The following is a 21411-nucleotide window of genomic DNA, read 5'->3' as shown; positions in this document are numbered from 1 at the left end:
CAAAACCGGGCAGATAAAACAGCAAAAAAAACTTTACTCTCATCTATGTAACCGTTATACTTTAAATATAAGCAATTTGAAATGGAGTTTCACCAGATGAAACAAGGAGGCGCATATATGCCAAGCAAGGATCATTTTTCGCTGTCCAAGAGCCTGGAATCAGGCGGCAAAACTTACCGTTACTATGATCTGAATTCCCTCGAACAACAAGGTGCGGGCGACATTTCCTCCCTGCCCTTTTCCATCAAAGTGCTGCTGGAGGCTGCTGTCCGCCAATATGACGGGCGTGCGATCACGGAAGATCATGTGAAGCAGTTGGCCGGCTGGTCCGGCGGCATCGACCGCAACAAGGAAATTCCTTTTATTCCGGCACGCATCGTGCTGCAGGATTTCACCGGCGTGCCGGTGGTAGTTGACCTTGCAGCCATGCGCGATACCGTCAAGAAGGCTGGCGGAGACCCGAAGAAGATTAATCCGCTGGTTCCAGTAGATCTTGTTATTGACCATTCCGTCATGGTTGATGCATTCGGCACAGCCGATGCGCTTGAATATAATATGAACGTTGAATTTGAACGGAATGAAGAGCGCTACCGTTTCCTGCGCTGGGCGCAGACCGCGTTCAACAATTTCCGTGCCGTTCCTCCGGCAACCGGAATTGTGCATCAGGTCAATCTGGAATATCTCGCTTCCGTAGCGGCCACCAAGACCGTTGACGGTGAAACGGTAGTCTATCCGGATTCCCTTGTCGGCACCGATTCCCACACAACCATGATCAACGGTCTGGGCGTCGTCGGCTGGGGTGTCGGCGGGATTGAGGCTGAGGCAGGGATGCTGGGACAGCCGCTGTATTTTGTCACACCTGAGGTTGTAGGCTTCAAGCTTACCGGCAGCCTGGTGGAAGGTGCTACGGCAACCGACCTGGCGCTGACAGTTACCCAGATGCTGCGCAAGAAGGGCGTTGTCGGCAAATTCGTAGAATTCTACGGCCCGGGTCTGGCTAACATCAGCCTCGCTGACCGTGCTACTGTCGCTAATATGGCTCCCGAATACGGGGCAACCATCGGCTTCTTCCCTGTAGACGATGAAACGCTGGCCTATCTGCGCAGCACTGGGCGTCCGGATGAGCTGGTTGAGCTGGTCGGGGATTACTATAAGGCTCAAGGCATGTTCCGTACTGCAGATACACCTGATCCGCAATTCAGCGATGTCATCGAGCTTGATCTGGCGTCTGTTGTTCCATCCCTGGCTGGACCTAAACGCCCGCAGGACCGTGTAGAGCTGACGCACATGAAAGAGAATTTCGAAGGCATCATCCGTACGCCTGTCGATAAAGGCGGCTACGGCCTCAGCGATGAGAAGATCGCCGAAGTGGTTGAAGTGCAGCACAAGAACGGAACCACCAGCAAGATGGGCACAGGAGCCGTTGTTATCGCCGCAATTACCAGCTGTACGAACACCTCCAACCCAAGCGTTATGCTCGGTGCGGGGCTGCTCGCCAAGAAGGCTGTAGAGCGGGGCCTGACCAAACCGGGTTATGTAAAAAGCAGCTTGACCCCGGGCTCCCTCGTCGTTACCGAATACCTGGAGAAGGCCGATCTGCTGAAGCCGCTGGAAGCGCTGGGCTTCTATCTGGCCGGATACGGCTGCGCTACCTGTATCGGCAACTCCGGCCCGCTTCCGGATGAAGTCAGCCAGGCCATCACTGACAATGATATGACAGTAGCTGCTGTTATATCCGGTAACCGTAACTTTGAAGGCCGCGTGCACGCCCAGGTCAAAGCCAACTATCTGGCTTCACCTCCGCTCGTTGTGGCTTACGCCCTGGCCGGTACGGTTAACATTGACCTGCAGACAGAGCCGCTTGGCTATGATCCGCAGGGCGAGCCTGTCTTCCTGAAAGACATCTGGCCGACATCTGCCGAGATCCGTGAGGCAATCGGATTATCGCTCAGTCCGGAAATGTTCCGCCGTAAATATGAGAATGTGTTCACCGCCAATGAGCGCTGGAATGCGATTCCTGTACCGGAAGGCGAGCTGTATGAGTGGGATGACAACTCCACCTACATCCAGAATCCGCCGTTCTTCGAGAATCTGGCGGACGGAGTCAGCGATATTAAGGATATTAATAATGCGCGCGTTCTCGCATTGCTGGGAGATTCCGTCACTACTGACCACATCTCGCCGGCCGGCAATATCTCTACATCAGGTCCTGCCGGAGAATACCTGCGCAGCCACGGTGTGGAACGCGCTGACTTCAACTCCTACGGCTCCCGCCGCGGGAACCATGAGGTGATGATGCGCGGTACATTCGCCAACATCCGTATCCGCAACGCGGTTGCTCCGGGTACAGAGGGCGGCGTGACCACCTTCCTGCCTAGCGAAGAAGTCATGTCCATCTACGATGCTTCCATGCTGTACCAGTCGGCCGGCCAGAATCTGGTTGTTATTGCCGGCAAGGAATACGGCACAGGCAGCTCGCGTGACTGGGCAGCCAAAGGCACACTGCTGCTGGGCGTCAAAGCGGTTATCGCCGAGAGCTTCGAGCGGATTCACCGCAGCAACCTGGTCGGCATGGGCGTACTGCCGCTGCAGTTCCAGGAAGGCCACGGCTGGAGCAGCATGGGGCTGACCGGACGCGAGACCTTCAATATCACCGGTCTCGACAACTATGTGCTTCCGGGGCAGGAGCTGACTGTTACAGCTACCCGTGAAGACGGCACACAGTTCGAGTTCCCGGTTATTGCCCGCCTGGACAGCACTGTGGATATCGACTACTACCGCAATGGCGGTATTCTGCAGACGGTTCTCCGCCAGATGCTGGCTGATGCTACCGCTTCGGAAACTGCTCTGCCTGTAGAATAATCAGCTTGAAAAATCCGGCCCTTCAGCCGGACCACATAAAACAGCCCCCGCCGCTTCCGGAAGAAGCAGCGGGGGCTGTTTATTTATCGAACCTGTCAGATTTCAATCCGTTCCGAATTCAGGATCCGTTTATAAATAAGGGCAATGATCTGCGAGCGGTCGGTCACCTGCATTTTATTGAAAATCCGGCTCAGATGGTTTTTGACGGTATGCTCACTGATGAACAGGGCGCTGGCAATCTCTTTGTTCGTTTTGCCGTGTACGATCAGTTCCAGCACCTCTTCCTCACGCGGGGATATGCCCCATTCCTCCTTGGAAAGCGTAAGCGCCGCACTGTCCAGCAGCCTTGACCCGTTTACAACCCGTTTCTTGGGCCGGGAATCGGTACGGCTTCGCAGAAACTGCTGGAACGAGGACAGCGGTTCATCCTCAACGGCTTCTGTCGCATTAGGCTCCAGAAGGAACCTGGACGAATCAATCCACTTATGCGGCTGACCGGCAAGCTGCCCGCGGTCCGCCTGTCCGCTTATATGCTGCAGAACAAGCAGAAGCAGCCCGGCTGTTAACGGCAGCACCGGCTTATAACCCGCCGGATGCTGTAGAGTAAGCCGGCCCACCTGCTCAATCAGCTCAATCTCCCTGTGGAAGAAACCATACTCACTCAAAAGATCGCTGCGGAACGGGGCAAGCAGACACGCGCGCCTCAGCAACTCAGCCTCAGCTTCCGGGCACCCCATATAGCGTGCGAAATCACGGGCAAGCTCCGAAGCATCAAGTGAAAGATAGTACAGCTGTGCATTGCTATTCTGGAGAAATTCGCGGAAATTGGTAAGAAACACTTCAGACTGTTTGGAGTATCTGCTGTCCCTTTCGATCAGGCGGATGGCCGCTCCGGCCATCGCCGCGATGGTTTCCAGCTGGATCATCCACTGTTCAGCCTCACCGCGCTGCCTGAATCCGGCAGAGAGAACTCCCTTGAATTCATTTCCGGACAGCAGCGGACATTCGAGCAGAATCTGCTTTGTCCCGGCCTCGCGGATTATCGCCGATGACAGGAACGCTTGAGGAGTATAACGGGCCTCCAGATCACTTACGTACTCCTCTCCGGATTCCGGTGCCCAGCCCCTCGCATAGTATGTATGAGCGGCATGCTCCCCGGTCTGGAAATACACCAGTACCGAAGACAACAGGACGGGCAGACCCGTCACCACATCAAGCAGCAGCGTCCCCAGCTCCCGGAGCGACCCGGCATGCTGCAGCTGTGCTGCCGCTTCCTTTAGACGCAGGGCCCCTTCCATGCCCTGCTGTGCCTGGCATAGCAGCTTGCCCATGGTGCTGGCGAGCACTGCGAGGCGCTTCCTGATCCCGGCAAGCTGCTCCCGGCCGAGTTCCGGCAGTTCACCAAGGCCGGCACGCAGCTGTCCATAAGCAGGATGCTCCTGCATCCGGTCCTCGAACACCGCCAGTACCCGCTCCCGTGTGCCCTGCTCCATATAAAACCCTGACCACAAATAGTACACCTGCCCGCAGCCCGCTGCCAGCGGGGTAACTACAACATTCAGCCCCGGAACCCACTCCATAACGGCTGGATCATTCAATCCTGCCAGGTGCTGCAGCACCTGGCCATTCGTCCGGAATGAGTCCTGCAGGGAAGCCAGCTTTTCGCTGTAATGCCTGCCGGCAGCTGCCGGACGGGTAATCATGCCCCCCTCCTGGTCGGTGAGCATGATTGCCTGATCCATTGCAGCTGCGAACATATCCTGCAGCTGCTGTATTTCTTCCATCAAAGAATCGGGTACTCCTGTGCTCATAGAATCACCCCCTGCCCGGAATTCTCAAAGAACTTATAAATACGCAAAACTATCGCCACTTCCTACTTTCTATATAGCTTTTTATCATAGTTCATTTTGGGCGGAGATACAATTTTTCATTACTATTTATGTTTAGGCCGGCATGCTGTTGCCCTTGTTTGCCAATTCACTCCGGTTTTACCTTAGCTTTACTGTTTATTTAACCAAATAAACCGCTTTCATAACGGTGATCCGAGATCGGAGCCGATTCCCGGCTAGCCGATCATTAAGCCCATTTCGGCAGCACTTTCTGCCAGAATGACCGCATACTCCTCCAGCGTCTCCCGCGACAGCCGGCTGACCGGTCCCGAAAGGGACAGTGCCGCGACCACCTTGCCGCTACGGCCTATAATCGGCACCGCTACTGCGGCCGCACCGGGCTCCCGCTCTTCAAAGCTGGTCGCATACCCGCAGCGGGTGATCTCCCTGAGCTGCTCCAGATAGAGGCTGCGGTCAACGCTCTCCGGCCAGGCAGGGTCCGCCAGCAGGCGCACCTGGACCTCCGATGGCGCGTAGGCGGCAAGAACCTTGCTGGATGCGCCTACGGACAGCGGCAGCCGGGCTCCGATCTGCGCCACACGGCGGATAGCCTGATGGCTCTGGACAGCCTGGATACGCACACGCTCAAGGTCATCGCGCAGATAGAGGCTGACAGTCTCGCCGAGCCGGTCACGCAGCCGCTCCATCGCCGGAAGCAGCAGCACCGCTGGCTCATCTAGAGTCGGCAAATGGGTAGACAGCTCCCAGATCCGGATGCCGAGCCTGTATTTATCCGTCGCTTCATTGCGCAGCAGGAACCCTTTTTCCTCAAGCGTTGTCAGCAGACGGTGCACTGTACTCTTGTGCAGGCTGATTTTTCCGGCAATTTCCGTCAGGCTTAAATCGCCCTCCTGGGTAAAGCAAAGTAATATATCCAGTGCCCTTTCAACAGCGCGAACAGTCAGTTTCCGGTCCTCCACGGTCTTCTCCCCTCACCTGTTTCATTAAATGAAACCCGGTTACATTATTCTACATAGTCAACTCTATCTTAGAGCAAAACTCCAGGGAAAGTCCAGCATAATAACAGGCCCGGAAAAGGCTGGGGCGCAGTTTACATTTAGATTACAAAAGCGGCTAATTCATTGACTTTGCAAGGTCATCAACCTACGATTAAATATATGAATTATTCTTTTTTTGGGAGTTGAAAATATGGATCTGGCCACACTCCGTACCGGCCCGCCGGTCTCACACAAGCCTGATAAACAAAAGCCAGGTGCAGCGCATCAGATTTCTCTGCGGATGATCCGTGTCAAACATATTATTGTGGCTTTGCTATTATCGGTCTTTTTCTTTTTTGTCTTCTGCTTCATAGCACTGCACGGCTATATTGCCTGGGTGTTGTCCAATCCCACGGTAGCCCCCCTCTATTCCACACCTATGATTGCCAAGGGACTGGAATATGAGGATGTGAACTTCCCGGCACAGGATGGCAGCCGGACCATGCAGGGCTGGTACATTCCGTCTGAAGGCTCGACCAAGACGATCGTGTTCAGCCACGGCTACGGCGCCAACCGCGAGGAGACCTGGGTACCGATGTATGATCTGGCCCACTACGCGCACAGCCTGAACTTCAACGTCGTCATGTTCGACTACGGCTTCGCTTCTCAGATTAACAAGGATATTGCTACAGGCGGCAAAAAAGAATCCCAGCAGCTGCTCGGCGCCATTAACTTCGCCAAGGAGCGGGGAGCCAGGGAGATTGTTGTATGGGGCTTCTCGATGGGCGCAGGCACTGCGCTTCAGGCCGGGCTTGTTACAAAGGACGTCGATGCAATGATACTGGACAGCACCTTCCTGCTGGAGCCGGATACGCTGTACCATAATATCAAGCAAAATATTGATCTTCCCCGCCAGCCTTCCTTGGAGATCATGGAGCTGCTGTTCCCGGTGCTGAACGGAACCGGACTCAACCAGATTCCTTACGCCAAGGTGAAAAAAGAGGATTACCCGTTCCCGATCCTGTTCATGCACGGCACGAAGGATGACAAGGCGCCATATCCGATTGCCGAGGAGCTGGCAGCCAATCAGAGCAATCCATACTCCGATTCCTGGATTATTGAGGACAGTCACCATGAGCTGCTGTTCCGGGAGCATCCGCGCGAGTATCTGCGCCGTGTCTCCGCTTTTCTCGGCAATGTGCAGCTGGCCCAGTCACTGGAGGGCAGCGAAACCTCCACAGCAAGCAAATAACAGGCAAAGGTCCCCTATACCGAACGTGCAGAAATGTATCTATACAGCTCTGCACGTTTTTTGCGCAATCTTACAGGACCGGCGGTAATCCTCATATTCTCTTTTCCGGACTCATATAATGAACCGTTATTGAGCCCAAGTCAGGAGGTCTGCCAGCCATGCTGTATATTTACGGGCCGCTGCTGCCTGTGCGCATTCTCGAAGAGATTATTTTCTGGAAAACCCAGGAGAAGGAGCATACCGAAGTTATAAAAGGCATTGTTCCCAGCCTGGAGCACCCTTACGTCAAGCTGCTGGATGAATGGGCTGTTGTCTTTAGCGCAGCGGAGCAGGCCGCACGGCGTCTGCTGGAGGTGTCGCTTGGACCAGGCCCTGCCGGGCACACCGGGCTTGCTGCCGATACAGAGCAGCTGGTCCACACCGCCTGCGGCCAGTCCCGTGAGTTCATCCGCCAGCTGTACGCTTTGCGGGAAGCCAGCAGGGCGGTAAATGCCCAGCCGCTTGCCGGAATTGTGATTGTGCACATTATCCGCGAATCTGAGTATTTCCTGGCTGTACTCGGAACGCTGAGCGCGCCGGGACAGGTTGCCGGACTGATGCGGGAAGCCGCTATAGATCAACCGGAGCTGTATCAGCCGCAGTTCAGGGCTGAGCCCGAGCATGCTGTAGCACCATCGTTCCCGGGGGCTCCGCCGCCGGAGCTGCGCGAGCCGGGCACCGTGCCGGTGGGCGGCCACACCCTCCCGCCGCTGCCCTATGCCTATAATGCACTGGAGCCTTACATCGATGAGAAAACAATGGTCATCCACCACGACAAGCATCACCAGAGCTATGTAGACGGCTTGAACAAAGCCGAGCTCAAGCTGGCAGAAGCCCGCAAGAACGGCGATTTTGATCTGATCAAGCATTGGGAGCGGGAGCTGGCCTTTAACGGGGCAGGCCATTATCTGCACACTATCTTCTGGAACGTAATGTCGCCACAAGGCGGAGGACGGCCGACCGGAGCCTTGCTGGACGCGATTGAGCGCAGCTTCGGCAGCTACGATGCCTTCAAGACCCAGTTCACGGAGGCGGCAAACAAGGTTGAAGGCGGCGGCTGGGCCCTTCTTGTCTGGAGCCCGCGCAGCCGCCGGCTGGAGATCCTGACCGCGGAGAAGCACCAGAATCTGTCGCAATGGGATGTTGTCCCGCTGCTGGCGCTGGACGTCTGGGAGCATGCCTACTATCTCAAGCACCAGAATAACCGCGCCGATTATATTAAAGACTGGTGGAAGGTGGTCAACTGGCCGTATGTCTCCGAGCGTTATGCCGCTGCCCGCAAGCTGATGTGGCAACCCTTTTAATCCGGTCCCGCTGGTAATAGCAGAGCTTATTTGCCGGAGAATCGGTCCGGCAAGCACACCAAAAAGCCCGTCCGGCACAGAAGTGCGGGCGGGCTTACAATATATCCGGAGCGCTTTGCAGCCTGCCCCGTTCTATTCTTTGATCAGGGCCAGAAATTCTGCACGTGCAGCCGCATCTTCACGGAAGGTGCCTCTTGTGGCCATAGTCACCGTCTTGCTGCCGGGCTTCTTCACCCCGCGGGCGCACATGCACAGATGTTCGCCTTCCACCACAACCATCACGCCGTGCGGACTAAGCACTTCGGCCATAATGTCTGCAATCTGCGCTGTAATACGTTCCTGCACCTGCAGGCGGCGGCTAACAGCCTCCACAAGACGGGCCAGCTTGCTAAGCCCGGCAATCCGTCCGCTTGGCACGTAACCGATATGGACCTTGCCGAAGAAAGGGGCCATATGATGCTCACACTGGCTGTAATAGACAATATCTTTTACGATGACCAGCTCTTCATGAGACTCATCAAATGTTACGCCGAGCGCCTCGCGGGGATCTACTGAATAACCGCCAAAGATCTCCTCATACATCCGCGTGACGCGTGCCGGCGTATCCAGCAAGCCTTCACGGCCGGTGTCTTCACCGATTAATTCCAATATTCTGGCAACGTGGTACTCGATCTGTTCACGGTTCGCAGATACCTTGCCGTTCACATATTCCTTGATGCCCCCCATAGAGCCTCCCCCTTTCGTCCCCGTATCTGTAATCATCTATTACGAGAACCCTTTATCTGCCTTTGCGGCCCTGCTTCTGTCTGGCTGCAGGTGCAGGCCGTCCCGGCTGGTTATTGTTCTTCAGCATCTGCTGCGCACGCTGCATCTGCTTGTTGTTCAGGTTATAACCCATTTGCTTCGCGACCTTCTGGAGCATTTCCGGATCATTCTGCATCGTTGTCATTTGTCTGCGCAGATAGAAAACACCAATGGCAAATCCGCCGATCAGACCTACGACAAGCGTAATAATAGGCAACGCAATATTCATCTAAAGTCCACCTCTGTACTCAATTGTCGGCATTGCCCGTCTTGGGCACGCGATTCTATCATAGCATTTCAACATCTGGACAGCAATTGGTAAATCCCATAGGCCAGGTTGAACCAGCTGAGCCTTTAAAAAAGATAAATTAACTTCAAATCACCGATCAGTGACTGCATTTCACTGTAACTGCTCCAGCAGTCTGCCGTGTGCCCGGTCCAGCATTTCCCGCACCGTGATATTCTCTTCACGCTGCAGCGCCTGCTCCACCGCTGCCAATGCCTCCCTGCCGCCGATTTTTCCGAGTGCCCAGGCAGCAGTACCGCGCATCTCCGGGCGCGTCTCGCGCAGGACAATCTCGGTCAGCTTGGGAACAGCAGCAGCTTCTTTGAAATTACCTAATGCAATTACCGCATTGCGCTGAATCGGCTTCTTGCCGCGCCAGGCTGCCGAGCTCATGCCGAATTTCTCCTTGAATTCCCGGTTGCTGAGATCAAGGATCGGCAGCAGCAGCGGCTTGACAATGTCCGGATCAGGCTGCAGCTCCGGACGGTGGTTCCAGTTCTTTCCCCGGTTCTTGGGGCAGACAATCTGGCACGTATCGCATCCGTACAGGCGGTTGCCGATCTTGGTCATATATTCCTCACTCAGAAACCCTTTGGTCTGTGTAAGAAACGAAATGCACGCCTGGGCATTCAGCTGCCCGGGTCCGACCAGCGCCCCCGTAGGACAGGCATCAATACATTTGGTGCAGTCTCCGCAGCCGTCCTCTACAGGCGTATCCGGCGGAAAGGGAATATTCGTGATCATCTCCCCCAGGTAAATCCATGAGCCCCAGTCCGGGGAGATGACGGCACAGTTTTTACCGCTGAAGCCGATTCCCGCCCGTTCCGCTACCGCACGGTCAACCAGCACTCCTGTATCGACCATACTCTCAAGCACGGCATCAGGAACGCGCTCACGGATAAAGCCCTCAAGCTTCGCCAGCGCTTCCCGCAGAACAAGATGATAATCCCGCCCCCAGGAGGCTCTGGCAAGAATCCCCCGCCGTTCTCCGGGCTCCGACTTGGGCGGGTTCTCCATTTTGGACGGATACGCTACAGCAATAGCAATAATAGACATAGGTTCACCATTCTTCAGGGCCGGGACGGTGCGTTTCTCGAGATCCTGCTCCTCAAAGCCGGACTCATAGCCCTTGTCCCGGTGATCCTGAAGAATGTCCTTTAAATATAGAAAGGGTTCAGCCGTAGTGAACCCGATATCGTCAATACCCAGCTGCGGGGCAGCCTCTTTAATTTCAGCCTTCAGCTTCTCCCACCTGGAAGCCGGCGGGGCATATGCTGACAGGGCTTTGATGTTCATTTCCGCCTTCTCCTTTATTAATCATGATTCAGCCGGTCTGGCCGGCGCAGTTTATAGTGCATTCAGCTTGGAAAGAGGCCACCAGATATAAGCAGCCTTTCCGACTATGAAGGCCTCTGGAACAGCACCAAAATAACGGCTGTCCTTACTGGCTCCGGCATGGCGGTTGTCACCCATTACGAAATAGGTTCCTGCCCCAACCGTTACCGCCTGGAAATCGGAGTCCTGAATTACCGTATCAATATAAGGCTCCTCAGCCAATACGCCATTGACATACAGCTGATGCTCCTTTACTTCTATAACATCTCCGGGTACCCCGATCACGCGCTTGACCAGATACTCCTTCCGGTCCGGCCCGATACTGGGATCATGAAGCACGACAATATCGCCCCGTCCCGGATCCGCAAAGCTGAGGGTGATTTTGTTAATAATCAACTTCTCGCCTTCATACAGCGTCGGCTGCATGGACTGTCCGATCACAGTCGAGACATTGAATACGAATATATTAAGCAGCGACATGATAGCAAATACAATGGCAGCAGTAACCATCCAGTCCCGTATCTCGCGGGCCCATCTCTGCGCCGGAGTCCTTCTGGAGCCGTTATGGGTAACTGAGCGGTATCTTTGCTTGCGGCTGCGCATGAGTTCTTCTTTGGTTTCCCCGTTCATATGCCACCCTCTTGCTCCGGTAATTAGTAGGGTACTGCCGCCGCTGCAGCTTTAGCCCGTAACAATAGAAAAGCATATCTCCCGGCCATTTGCAACGGACAACGGGGAGATATGCTTTAGTATAATGGAACAGACCATATAAGTCGTTAAAGTTCTCTATTCTAGTAAATGTTTCCGCTTACGTCATACCGGATGGCAAAGGTTCTTATCCGACAATGCTAAGCTTGCGTACAGATTTAAAAATCTGATTCTCGTTATAGCCCATAGCCTCATACAGGGGCAACGCAAACGAATTGTGCTCATCAACAGCCACGTAAATACCGCTAACCTTGCGTGCCTGGAATCTGCTCTCCATTGCCGAAACCAGACTTCTGCCGATTCCTCTGCGGCGGTATTCGGGATGAATGGCGATGCGGAAATAACAGCCATGATTCTTTTCAATCGTACCAATCAGCGCACCGACAATTTCTCCTTCTTCTTCAGCAACTACAATGAGATCGGAATCCCAGGAAAGCTGCCTGGAAAAAGGCTCCATCGTGTTCTCGAAACATTCTTCCGACAATGCGGTCTGCAGCAATTCAGTCACAGGGGTAACGTCGCTTAATTGAAAGGAACGAACGTGCATTCTTTATAATCTCCCTTTTCTATGGCTTGGATGTTACAAAAAGAAGGAGTTCCTGCAAAAATAAACACAGAAAAAAAGCATGAAAAAAAAGTAATGGATGTTATCTGAAGAAGCGGCCGGATCCATCTTAACGTAGAAGCTTTTCTCGTGGTCAAAGAAGTATTAACCGAATGTAAACGGCTGATCACATCTTCAATGTTCAAAAAACGAGGAATACCTGCTTTTAACTCTATTAAAGCACACTTTTCTGGGGATATCACCATTTTTCTTTAGAAAGCGCTTTATATCAAGCGCTTTCATTAAAACAATTTACACATTTTCTTGATAAAGGTAAAATACCGTGTATAAAAAGGGCTCCCCCGGGTTATTCTATCGCTTTAACATAGTGTTTACACTTCCCGTGAGGTTGTCACGGCTGTTACTTTTTAAACATTTATGTTTGTTTAATGTTGCATTCTTCTTCCAGATACGGTTTAATAATAATATCGTAGTGGTTACATACCCTATAAGACGTATTGGAAATAAGGGGTTTTGACGTCAAGACCGCCAAAATTCTTTATCATACAAATTCTCATAAAACTCAGGAGGGATTTTTCCATGGCATTTCAATTACCGGCACTTCCTTACCCGAACAACGCACTTGAACCGCACATCGACGCTCTGACGATGGAAATTCACCATGACAGACATCACAACACTTATGTGACGAACCTGAACGCCGCTCTGGAAAAGGCGCCTGAACTGCAAGACAAGAGCATCGAAGAGCTGCTCACTGACCTGAACGCAGTACCTGAAGCCATCCGCACTGCTGTACGCAACAACGGCGGCGGCCACGCGAACCACACCCTGTTCTGGGAAGTTATCGGGCCTGGCGGCGGCGGCGCTCCTACTGGTGCACTTGCAGCAGCCATTGACAGCGAGCTCGGCGGCTTCGATAAATTCAAAGAAGATTTCGCTACTGCAGCTACTACCCGTTTCGGCAGCGGCTGGGCATGGCTCGTTGTTAAAGACGGCAAGCTGGCTGTAACAAGCACTCCTAACCAGGACAACCCGATCAGCGAGGGTGCTACACCGATCCTTGGTCTGGACGTATGGGAGCATGCTTACTACCTGAACTACCAGAACAAACGCCCTGATTACATCAAAGCGTTCTGGAACGTAGTGAACTGGGAAGAAGTCGGCAAACGCTACGAAAGCGCAAAATAAGACTCCTGCCGCATAAACGGCTTGAGTGAACATAACGGATACTGCCTTCTGGGCGGTATCCGTTTTTGTGTTCGGGTGAGGCATGCTATTCATGAAAGTAGCCCTGATATTCCTCAGCAATTCCATTATCCTCCCGCTAAAAGTCCGGTAATAGCTATCCCTTTCGGAGCCCGATAAGCAGCTTGCCTTCTGACGGCCCAGACCAGACTAATATATGCAATTCGAAGGTGAGGGGCGGATTACGCTAAGTGGAAAATCACCTCCTATTAAGGTGGCATTTGCCGGGATAGGGGATTCTAGTTTGAAAAAAGACACTTAAATCTGCCACTTGTCTGCCCAAAGGGACATTCCGCTTAAATTAAGTGTCGTTTTTACACCTAATGGTCAGAAATTCCGGGAAATTACAAAAATAGATGGCGGAAATCCACCTGAATATTTTGTAACTGCGAAGCCCCTTTGACCGTTCCCCAAATGGGCGGGATGTTCCGGGGTAACCTAAAGGATCCTGGGGTATACTCTGTAACCCTCTTCGGCAGCTTTAGGATGGCTACTGCCGGGCCCCATACTCATAATAATAAAGGCCTTGCCGCAGCACACGGCAAGGCCTTTATCTTGTTGAGGCTGCTGCTATAGCTACAATAATGAAGAAGCATCCACAGTGCATTCGCTTCACAGCCGCTGTACTCATTAAGCTTCCTTAGCAGCGCTCGCATTCCCCTTGCAGCTAACGTAAGCAGCATATGCGACTACCAGCTGCCTACAGCTGCTCCTTCTCCGCCTCATCGAAGTAGCTGTTGAGCAGCTTGAGAAAAACGTTCGGAAACGCGTAGTCCGCCATGTCCTCACGGCGGATCCAGCGCACGGCGCCGGCGTCCTCCGGATGGCCTCCATCCGCGAACGGCTCCGCCGGCGCAAGCTCCGCAGCCGCGCCCGTGCCGGCTGCGCCGTCTGCGGCGGCCGGGACCGCAGCCGCCGCCGCATAGGACGCCCGCGCTTCTGCCGCCAGCGGCAGCGCCAGGGCGTCCTCCTCCCTGCAGATGTACACCTGCAGGGTCCAAACAATGTGGCTGAACGTGTGCTCCGCAGCCGTCCAGTGCCCTTCAGGCCGGGCGAGAATCCCGGCCTGACGCAGGGACCGGCGCAGCCGGTCCAGCGCTGCCGCCTCCGGCAGCGCACCGGGGCCGCCGCCCTCAGCAGGCGGCGCAGGCCAATGCGGCAGCTCCCACATGCGGGCCAACAGCCCGCTCTGTGGCCGCTGCCGGATCAGCACCCGGCCGGCGTGCTCGCCGCTGCCGGTGACCAGGGCCGCCAGCCGCTCTTCCGGGCGCGGCGGCTTGGCCTTGGTCTTGACGGGCAGCGAGGTCTCGCAGCCCGCCAGGCGCGCGGCGCAGTGCTCCATCACCGGGCAGATGAGGCAGCGCGGTGATTTCGGCGTGCAGACCAGCGCGCCCAGCTCCATCAGCGCCTGATTGAAGTGCGAGGCCTCTCCCTCCGGGATCAGCTCGGCCGCCAGGCGCTCCATTTTCACCCGTGTCGGAACCTTGGCAATGTCATCCTCCAGCAGGAAATAGCGGGACAGCACCCGCATGACGTTGCCGTCCACCGCCGGCTCAGGCCGGTTGAAGGCGATACTGAGGATGGCCCCGGCTGTGTACGGCCCCACTCCCTTCAGTCCGAATACCGCATCCCGGTCATTCGGGACCTCCCCGCCGTACAGCTCCTTGACCTGCCGGGCCGCGTGCTGCAGATTCCGGGCCCGTGAGTAGTAGCCGAGGCCTTCCCAGCATTTGAGCACCTCTTCCTCAGGCGCATCCGCCAGCGACTCTACCGTAGGAAACCGTTCGATGAACCGGTTGAAATAGGGGATGACCGTATCCACCCTCGTCTGCTGCAGCATGATCTCCGAAATCCAGATATAATACGGATTACGGTGGCGCCGCCATGGCAGATCACGCTTCTGAACCTTATACCATTCCAGCAGATTCGTGCTGAAAAACCGTTTTACCTCCTGCTCCTGCTGTTCATGCGTTGTCATTCTTTATCTCCTTGCTATAAATTCTATTTATATAAAAAGGCTGTCCTTAACTTTTCATTAAGCCTTAGTCCCTGCGCTCCGCAACCGCAAAGGCCGAAGCCAATTCCTGGCTGTGGGTGATGGTCAGATGGAGAATATACGCTGCCCCGTCCAGGCCCAGCCTTGACCAGGCCGCCTTCGAGAGCGTGACGGACGGCTTGCCGAAGCCTTCCGGCAGTATCTCTATATCCTGAAAGCCCACTTCGCTGCCGATTCCGCAGCCCAGCGCTTTCACAACTGCCTCTTTGGCAGCAAAACGGCCGGAGACGAATTCAGCCAGCCTGCCTGTCCGCCCTTCTGCCAGCTGCAGCTCGGCCGGTGTAAGGATACGCCTGGTAAATTTGGGGCCGGATTCCCTGGCCAGTATTCGCCTCATGCGGCCGATCTCCAGCACATCATGGCCGATTCCATAAATCACAATTTCACACTCCTTATGAGCTTGACGCCTTTAAACACATTCATCTGCCATCTTTCTTTAACCGCTTTAATAATGGTATTATCTTCATATACATTCTGGGTATTATGAAATGATTATAGTCCGGCTTTTAGATTCTGTCATATTATCTCTGATTAAAGAGAGGGGATTCACCCGATGAACCGTCATTTCCAGTTGCCTGCCGGAGAGGACTCAGTCCTGCGATGCTCCCATTTCCCTGCCCGCAGTAAGGCCAAGAGCCTGATTGTCATCGCACACGGCTACAAAGGATTCAAGGATTGGGGAATGTTCCCCTATACCGCAGCCGCACTCAGCCATGAACATGAAGTGATCTCCTTCAACTTTTCCCATGCGGGGATCGGTGAGGATTTGCAGCATTTCACCGAGCTTGAGAAGTTTGCCCGCAACACCTATAACCGGGAGATCAAAGATATGGAGATCCTGCTCTCCTATCTCAGCCAGCACCATAAATTCGGAGCTCTGCCCCTGTTTCTGCTGGGACACAGCCGGGGAGCCGGCGACAGTCTGCTCTACGCGCTGGACCATCCGGATGAGGTTGCCGGAGTCATCTCCTGGAACGGGATCACCGACCTTGATCTGTTCACCGGGGAGCAAAAGCAGGAAATGAGAACATTAGGCCGCAGCCATGTACTTAACGGCCGTACCGGCCAGCAAATGCCGCTGGATGCTGTGATCCTTGAAGATTTGGAGCGCCAGGCTGAGCGTTACAATATTCTAGAGCGGATGAAATCGGCCTCTTTCCCAGTCGTCCTGATACAGGGAACCGAAGACAGCGCAAGGCTGCGGCAGGGATCTGAGCAGTTAACTACGCTCCGTCCGGATATCAGCTGGGTGCAAATTGCCGGAGGCGACCATACCTTCTGCACCGTTCATCCCTTTGCCGGAACAACACCGCAATTGGAGCAGGCGATTGCAGCTTCGGAGGCTTTTATCGGGCACACTCTGGATAACAGCAGCCTTCTCTGACCTGCACAGCAAAACCGCCGGAAAGCGGTACAGGCTGACTCCGGCGGTTATTTTTGACCTATGAATCTTAGGGTAGGATCTTCAGCGCCTGCCCCTGTTAAATCCCCGGTATGACATTACGTTTATGAGCAGTTCTCTTATAGTAGCGTTCAAGCTTCTCCGCTGCCTCCGGACTGACCGGCTTACCCTCCAGATAGTCGCTGTTCTCATCGTACGTGATGCCAAGCTCGGTTTCATCCGTTTGACCCGGCCATAGGCCCGCTGTCGGTGCTTTGGTCACAACCTCGCCCGGCACTCCCAGATAGACCGCAAGCTGGCGTACCTGACGCTTATTAAGTGTACTCAGCGGCGTAATGTCAACCGCACCGTCGCCCCACTTGGTATAGAAGCCGGTAATTGCCTCGGAAGCATGATCGGTACCCACTACCAGCAGATTATTCTCAAAAGCGAGCGCATACTGCATCACCATCCGCGTTCTGGCTTTTACATTCCCCTTGCCCTGATGCGTAATATGACGGTGCTGCCCCAGCGCCTTGAGGCTGTGCTCCACTTCGAGCGCGATTTCATTAACCGCTTCTTCAATATTGGTCTCAACTTTGCGGGTAAGCCCAAACGCCTCAGCCACTGCATAGCTGTGCTCGATATCCTCCTGCTCACCGTAAGGCTGAAAAACGCCAAGCGTCATATATTCCTTGCCTTCCTCGGCGGTTAACTCGTCCGTCGCCCGTTTGCACAATCCCGCAGCGACTGCGCTGTCAACACCCCCGCTGATTGCAATCAGCAGCCCCTGGGCACCGGCCTGACGTACATAAGATTTCAGGAAATCCACACGTTTCTGTACCTCTGCTTCCACATCAATGGCCGGCTTGACGCCAAGGGCAGCAATAATCTCTTCTTGCAGGCTCATAACCATTCCTCCGTTTCTGCATCTCCTTATTTGAAAAAAAATCCCGCAGAGCCGGGCTTCCGGCCGCCGCGAGATTCCTCTGATTTATTACCCTCAATTTACTGGCAATAACGGTCGAAGACCTCTTTCAATTCAGCAGCAATTTCGCTAGCCGAACGGTCCTCAACACCATGGCGCTCAATAAAATGAACGAGCTCCCCATCCTTCATCAGCGCGATGGAAGGTGAAGAAGGGGGATATGGAGCGAAGTATTCACGCGCTTTGGCGGTTGCTTCCTTCTCCTGGCCTGCGAACACCGTAAACAGGTGATCCGGCAGAATCTCATTCTGCAGAGCCTGGGCTACGCCTGGACGGCATTGGCCGGCTGCACAGCCGCAGACTGAGTTCACAACAACAAGCGCTGTTCCTTTTGCAGCTGGAAGAGCAGCTTCCACCTCTTCCGGAGTCAACAATTCCTGGAACCCGATACTGGTCAGGTCATCACGCATAGGCTGAATCGAATCCCGCATATATTGATTAAATGACATGGACATTTCTTCTGCACTCTCCTTTGCCTCTTGAATGTAAAGTTAGGCTGCATTACCGCAGCAATCACTAACTTTATTATACATACATACCCTGTGAAAGCAAGGAATGCGGGCTGGACTTCCCCCTTATCCCACAAGGTTGTCTTCGGCGACCTCAAAAGGCAGAACTATGGTAAAGGCAGTTCCTTCCCCCACTGTAGAATCCACCCTTATGCTACCGTTATGCCGCTCAACAATACTCAAACACAGCGGCAGGCCGAGACCTGTTCCCTGTGTCTTGGTAGTATAAAAATTTGTGAATAAATTCACTATCTTGTCCTGCGCAATCCCGCTGCCGGTATCCCTAATCACCAGTTCAATGTTGCTGTTGTTCACCCGGGTCTCCAGAGTCAGCACTCCCTTCGCCTCCATGGCTTCCATTCCGTTTCGGGCCAGATTCAGAATCAGCTGCTTGACCTCCCGGACATTCAGCCTGAGGAGAGGCAGGGCAGGAGCTGTGTTCAGCTCAACGCTCTGGCCGCGCAGATTGGCATCCGCCCAGATCAGCGGAGACAATTCTTCTATTATATGATGGAGCTGAACCAGTTCTTTGTCCGAAACCCTGCTTTGGGCCAGCGACAGAAAATCATCAATGATTCCGTTGGCACGGTCCAGCTCATCCATTACGATCTGGTAATAGGAATCAAGCTCCTCCGGACTTTTCTCCCGCATGAGCTGCAGGAACCCGCGCACTACGGCCATGGGATTACGGATCTCATGAGTGATGCCGGCCGCCATCTGCCCTACCAGCGTCAGCCGTTCGGCATGATCCAGCTCCGTGCGGATTTTCTCTTCCTCCGTCACATCCTGTACAATCATTACCACGCCGTCCGGAAAACCCGAACCTTGCTGAACCGGAGCCGTGTATACCTGATAAATGTAGTCTCCGCAGTTTATTTTGGCATTGGAGCGCTGTTTATTATTAAAAATGGCCTTCAGCTGCATATAGGTCTGCTTGTCCACACAGTCTGCGAACAGCAGCGCCGCCTGCCGGGAAAGAATCAGCTCTCTTGTATAATCTGGATAGTGCCTGCGGATCAGCTTCAGCATGAACTCATTGAGCTCTGTAATATAGCCGAGTTCATTCATCGACATAATGTTAAGCTGGACAATATCTGTGACCTGCTCAAGTTTTTTGGATTCCCACATAAACCGTTCCGACAGGCCCTCCATCTTCTCTTTTACCAGAACCTTATCCCAGGCGGTTTCGATGCAAAAGATCAGCAGAGCGCCTGTTATTACAGCAACAAACAGGTAGGCTGTAACCAGTATTACCTCAGAGTTGAATGTCTGCGCCTCACGGATCTTCTGCATATTGGGCACCATGACAATGAAGAACATGCACGGGAACAATACTGCCCACAGCAGCATTACCTTTTCCAAACATTTAGCCTGTTTGAAAGGGCGCGCTAATCCAAAGAGCAGTGGATACAGCAAAGCCCCAGAATTAATGATGATGGCGCTCAGACCCGCCGGCTCAGAGGACAGGGCGGTACTCAGCAGAAAGAATGCTGCCAGGCTCAGCCCGGAACGGAAAGGCGCATACAGGATGCCGATAAAAGCCGGCAGGACCGCAAGATTAAGATAGACCCCTCCGGCCAGTGACGAGGAAAGGATCGTACAGACAGCAACGCTGAGCGCACAGCCGATAACCAGAAGGGACAAATCATCAGGGAGACGGCTGTTCCTGCGGGTCATCTGACCCTGGTCCAGCCACCATTGAAACACCAACAAAAAGGAACCGGCTGCCGATATCTGCAATAGAATATCCTTAATCTCCTCAATAATTGCAATCACTCCCTGAGTTAGACAAAATACCCTTTCTACTTAAGATTAAAGCATAGCCGGGGCCGTTCTGACAACGGAAATCCAGCATAGATCCGGGCGCTGCATTGAAACGGCTGACATGGTAAAATTAAAGGAAACAAACAGTTTGGGAGTAAAATAAATGAGATACGATGTAATCATAATCGGCGGGGGCTCTGCCGGTCTGATGGCTGGTATTGCAGCAAGCAGCAAGGGCGGGAAGGTGCTTTTACTGGAAAAAGGGGACAAGCTGGGGCGCAAGCTGGGCATCTCCGGCGGGGGCCGCTGCAATGTCACCAACAATAAAGAGATTGATGAGCTGATCAAGTATATTCCGGGAAACGGCCGGTTTCTTTACAGCGCGTTTTCCCAGTTCAACAATAAAGACATTATCGCCTTTTTTGAGAATTTAGGAATCCGGCTGAAGGAAGAGGACAACGGGCGGATGTTTCCGGTAAGCGATAAAGCGAAAACGGTTGTGGACACCCTGGTCAATCAGGTGCGGGGGCAGGGAGTGCAGATCCGGCTGCACGCACCGGTACGCGAGCTTCTCTACAAGGAAGGACGGGTTGAGGGTGTCCGCCTGCAAAGCGGCGAGGTTATAGAGGCCCGCAGTGTCATTGTCGCATCCGGCGGCAAATCTGTACCCCAGACCGGCTCAACTGGAGACGGCTATGCCTGGGCTGAACAGGCGGGTCATACGATCACAGAGCTTTTCCCGACCGAGGTTCCGCTTACCTCCAATGAACCTTTTATCCAGAGCAAGGAGCTTCAGGGCCTCTCTCTGCGAGAGGTATCCCTGTCCGTATGGAATCCCAAAGGCAAAAAGCTTATTGAGCACCAGGGGGATATGCTGTTTACCCACTTTGGCATTTCCGGACCGATTGCCCTGCGCTGCAGCCAGTTTGTCGTCAAAGCCCTGAAGCAGTACGCCAGCGGCAACATTGAAGTCTCGATTGATTTCCTGCCCGAAAAGAGTAAAGAAGATGTGTATAACGAAACGCTGAGGCTCGCCGCCAATGAATCAAAAAAATCGGTCAAAAATGTACTGAAGGGCTATCTGCCTGAGCGGATTATCCCGATTCTGCTGCAGAGGGCAGGGCTGCCGGATAATCTTACTTATGACAATATCCCCAAGCAGGACTGGCAGCAGCTTGCCCAGCTGGTCAAACGGTTTCCGATCAGGGTATACGGCACTCTGTCGATCGAGGAGGCTTTTGTTACTGGCGGAGGCATTAACCTCAAAGAGGTTGATCCAAAAACGATGCAGTCCAAGCTGATGGAGGGCCTGTATTTCTGCGGTGAGATCCTTGATATTCACGGCTACACCGGAGGCTACAACATTACGGCGGCTTTCTCTACAGGCTATATGGCCGGAGAAAACGCCGCGACCCGGCTTGGATAGGAGCACTTCTTCTCTAGAGGTGCCAAAAAGCGTTGCCTGCGTCCTATGCGCGGCAACGCT

At 53.9% G+C, this 21411-nt stretch carries 16 protein-coding genes and 2 pseudogenes; 6 read left to right on the top strand and 12 right to left on the bottom strand.

The window, feature by feature from the left end:
* Positions 1 to 117 precede the first annotated feature (117 nt).
* Positions 118 to 2862, top strand: a complete 2745-nt coding sequence (gene acnA / locus BLR64_RS14570; protein ID WP_090715177.1) for an aconitate hydratase AcnA — start codon at positions 118 to 120, stop codon at positions 2860 to 2862.
* Positions 2863 to 2957: 95 nt separating this feature from the next.
* Here acnA and BLR64_RS31010 read toward each other — a convergent pair.
* Positions 2958 to 3158: pseudogene (locus BLR64_RS31010) on the bottom strand (response regulator transcription factor); the annotation flags it as partial.
* 1769 nt (positions 3159 to 4927) lie between these two features.
* On the bottom strand, positions 4928 to 5671 hold the full coding sequence (locus BLR64_RS14560; RefSeq protein ID WP_090715176.1) for an IclR family transcriptional regulator: 744 nt from the start codon (positions 5669 to 5671) through the stop codon (positions 4928 to 4930).
* Positions 5672 to 5900: 229 nt separating this feature from the next.
* Between BLR64_RS14560 and BLR64_RS14555 the strand changes: the two genes are divergently transcribed.
* Both BLR64_RS14555 and BLR64_RS14550 read left to right on the top strand, forming a co-directional pair.
* Complete coding sequence (locus tag BLR64_RS14555) at positions 5901 to 6941, top strand: alpha/beta hydrolase (protein ID WP_090715174.1); 1041 nt, start codon at positions 5901 to 5903, stop codon at positions 6939 to 6941.
* A 158-nt stretch (positions 6942 to 7099) separates the two neighbouring features.
* A complete protein-coding gene (locus tag BLR64_RS14550) occupies positions 7100 to 8284 on the top strand; it encodes a Fe-Mn family superoxide dismutase (RefSeq protein WP_090715173.1) in 1185 nt (394 codons plus the stop codon).
* A 132-nt stretch (positions 8285 to 8416) separates the two neighbouring features.
* Here BLR64_RS14550 and folE read toward each other — a convergent pair whose 3' ends face one another.
* From folE to BLR64_RS14525, 5 genes and pseudogenes are all read right to left on the bottom strand, one after another.
* A complete protein-coding gene (gene folE, locus BLR64_RS14545; RefSeq protein WP_068723229.1) occupies positions 8417 to 9010 on the bottom strand; it encodes a GTP cyclohydrolase I FolE in 594 nt (197 codons plus the stop codon).
* A gap of 52 nt (positions 9011 to 9062) precedes the next feature.
* Positions 9063 to 9317: a YneF family protein gene (locus tag BLR64_RS14540; RefSeq protein WP_068723224.1), complete on the bottom strand. Its 255-nt coding sequence runs from the start codon at positions 9315 to 9317 to the stop codon at positions 9063 to 9065.
* Between the two features lie 174 nt (positions 9318 to 9491).
* A pseudogene (queG, locus tag BLR64_RS14535) lies at positions 9492 to 10670 on the bottom strand (tRNA epoxyqueuosine(34) reductase QueG); the annotation flags it as partial.
* A gap of 51 nt (positions 10671 to 10721) precedes the next feature.
* A complete protein-coding gene (gene lepB / locus BLR64_RS14530; protein WP_090715170.1) occupies positions 10722 to 11339 on the bottom strand; it encodes a signal peptidase I in 618 nt (205 codons plus the stop codon).
* 205 nt (positions 11340 to 11544) lie between these two features.
* A complete protein-coding gene (locus BLR64_RS14525; protein WP_090715169.1) occupies positions 11545 to 11964 on the bottom strand; it encodes a GNAT family N-acetyltransferase in 420 nt (139 codons plus the stop codon).
* Between the two features lie 597 nt (positions 11965 to 12561).
* Here BLR64_RS14525 and BLR64_RS14520 point away from each other — a divergent pair.
* A complete protein-coding gene (locus tag BLR64_RS14520) occupies positions 12562 to 13170 on the top strand; it encodes a superoxide dismutase (protein WP_090715167.1) in 609 nt (202 codons plus the stop codon).
* Positions 13171 to 13927: 757 nt separating this feature from the next.
* Here BLR64_RS14520 and mutY read toward each other — a convergent pair.
* Positions 13928 to 15205 carry an A/G-specific adenine glycosylase gene (gene mutY, locus BLR64_RS14515; RefSeq protein WP_090715165.1) on the bottom strand — a complete coding sequence of 426 codons (1278 nt, stop codon included), beginning with the start codon at positions 15203 to 15205 and terminating at the stop codon, positions 13928 to 13930.
* Between the two features lie 64 nt (positions 15206 to 15269).
* Positions 15270 to 15662: a holo-ACP synthase gene (gene acpS, locus BLR64_RS14510; protein ID WP_090715163.1), complete on the bottom strand. Its 393-nt coding sequence runs from the start codon at positions 15660 to 15662 to the stop codon at positions 15270 to 15272.
* A 174-nt stretch (positions 15663 to 15836) separates the two neighbouring features.
* On the opposite strand from acpS, the gene BLR64_RS14505 reads away from it, so the two are divergent.
* Positions 15837 to 16667: an alpha/beta hydrolase family protein gene (locus BLR64_RS14505; RefSeq protein ID WP_090715162.1), complete on the top strand. Its 831-nt coding sequence runs from the start codon at positions 15837 to 15839 to the stop codon at positions 16665 to 16667.
* A 97-nt stretch (positions 16668 to 16764) separates the two neighbouring features.
* Here BLR64_RS14505 and nadE read toward each other — a convergent pair whose 3' ends face one another.
* From nadE to BLR64_RS14490, 3 genes are all read right to left on the bottom strand, one after another.
* Positions 16765 to 17574 carry an ammonia-dependent NAD(+) synthetase gene (gene nadE, locus BLR64_RS14500; RefSeq protein WP_090715160.1) on the bottom strand — a complete coding sequence of 270 codons (810 nt, stop codon included), beginning with the start codon at positions 17572 to 17574 and terminating at the stop codon, positions 16765 to 16767.
* 98 nt (positions 17575 to 17672) lie between these two features.
* Positions 17673 to 18107: a BrxA/BrxB family bacilliredoxin gene (locus BLR64_RS14495; RefSeq protein WP_090715159.1), complete on the bottom strand. Its 435-nt coding sequence runs from the start codon at positions 18105 to 18107 to the stop codon at positions 17673 to 17675.
* Between the two features lie 120 nt (positions 18108 to 18227).
* Positions 18228 to 19901 (bottom strand): two-component system sensor histidine kinase NtrB, encoded by a 1674-nt coding sequence (locus BLR64_RS14490; protein ID WP_244157709.1) that lies wholly within the window; start codon positions 19899 to 19901, stop codon positions 18228 to 18230.
* Positions 19902 to 20088: 187 nt separating this feature from the next.
* Between BLR64_RS14490 and BLR64_RS14485 the strand changes: the two genes are divergently transcribed.
* The gene (locus BLR64_RS14485; RefSeq protein ID WP_090715157.1) at positions 20089 to 21351 is read left to right on the top strand and encodes a BaiN/RdsA family NAD(P)/FAD-dependent oxidoreductase; all 1263 of its coding nucleotides are present in this window, start codon (positions 20089 to 20091) and stop codon (positions 21349 to 21351) included.
* Positions 21352 to 21411 lie beyond the last annotated feature (60 nt).

The sequence above is a fragment of the Paenibacillus typhae genome, assembly GCF_900099765.1.
GTDB lineage: Bacteria > Bacillota > Bacilli > Paenibacillales > Paenibacillaceae > Paenibacillus_AQ > Paenibacillus_AQ typhae.
This window is presented reverse-complemented; position numbering and strand designations above follow the sequence as displayed.

Excerpts from the sequence above, each read along its gene's own strand:
- BLR64_RS14525 (WP_090715169.1), bottom strand. The coding sequence starts at position 11,964 with ATGCACGTTCGTTCCTTTCAATTAAGCGACGTTACCCCTGTGACTGAA.
- BLR64_RS14520 (WP_090715167.1), top strand. The coding sequence starts at position 12,562 with ATGGCATTTCAATTACCGGCACTTCCTTACCCGAACAACGCACTTGAA.
- nadE (WP_090715160.1), bottom strand. The coding sequence starts at position 17,574 with ATGAGCCTGCAAGAAGAGATTATTGCTGCCCTTGGCGTCAAGCCGGCC.
- acnA (WP_090715177.1), top strand. The coding sequence starts at position 118 with ATGCCAAGCAAGGATCATTTTTCGCTGTCCAAGAGCCTGGAATCAGGC.
- lepB (WP_090715170.1), bottom strand. The coding sequence starts at position 11,339 with ATGAACGGGGAAACCAAAGAAGAACTCATGCGCAGCCGCAAGCAAAGA.
- BLR64_RS14540 (WP_068723224.1), bottom strand. The coding sequence starts at position 9,317 with ATGAATATTGCGTTGCCTATTATTACGCTTGTCGTAGGTCTGATCGGC.
- BLR64_RS14505 (WP_090715162.1), top strand. The coding sequence starts at position 15,837 with ATGAACCGTCATTTCCAGTTGCCTGCCGGAGAGGACTCAGTCCTGCGA.
- folE (WP_068723229.1), bottom strand. The coding sequence starts at position 9,010 with ATGGGGGGCATCAAGGAATATGTGAACGGCAAGGTATCTGCGAACCGT.
- mutY (WP_090715165.1), bottom strand. The coding sequence starts at position 15,205 with ATGACAACGCATGAACAGCAGGAGCAGGAGGTAAAACGGTTTTTCAGC.
- BLR64_RS14495 (WP_090715159.1), bottom strand. The coding sequence starts at position 18,107 with ATGTCCATGTCATTTAATCAATATATGCGGGATTCGATTCAGCCTATG.
- BLR64_RS14555 (WP_090715174.1), top strand. The coding sequence starts at position 5,901 with ATGGATCTGGCCACACTCCGTACCGGCCCGCCGGTCTCACACAAGCCT.
- BLR64_RS14550 (WP_090715173.1), top strand. The coding sequence starts at position 7,100 with ATGCTGTATATTTACGGGCCGCTGCTGCCTGTGCGCATTCTCGAAGAG.
- BLR64_RS14485 (WP_090715157.1), top strand. The coding sequence starts at position 20,089 with ATGAGATACGATGTAATCATAATCGGCGGGGGCTCTGCCGGTCTGATG.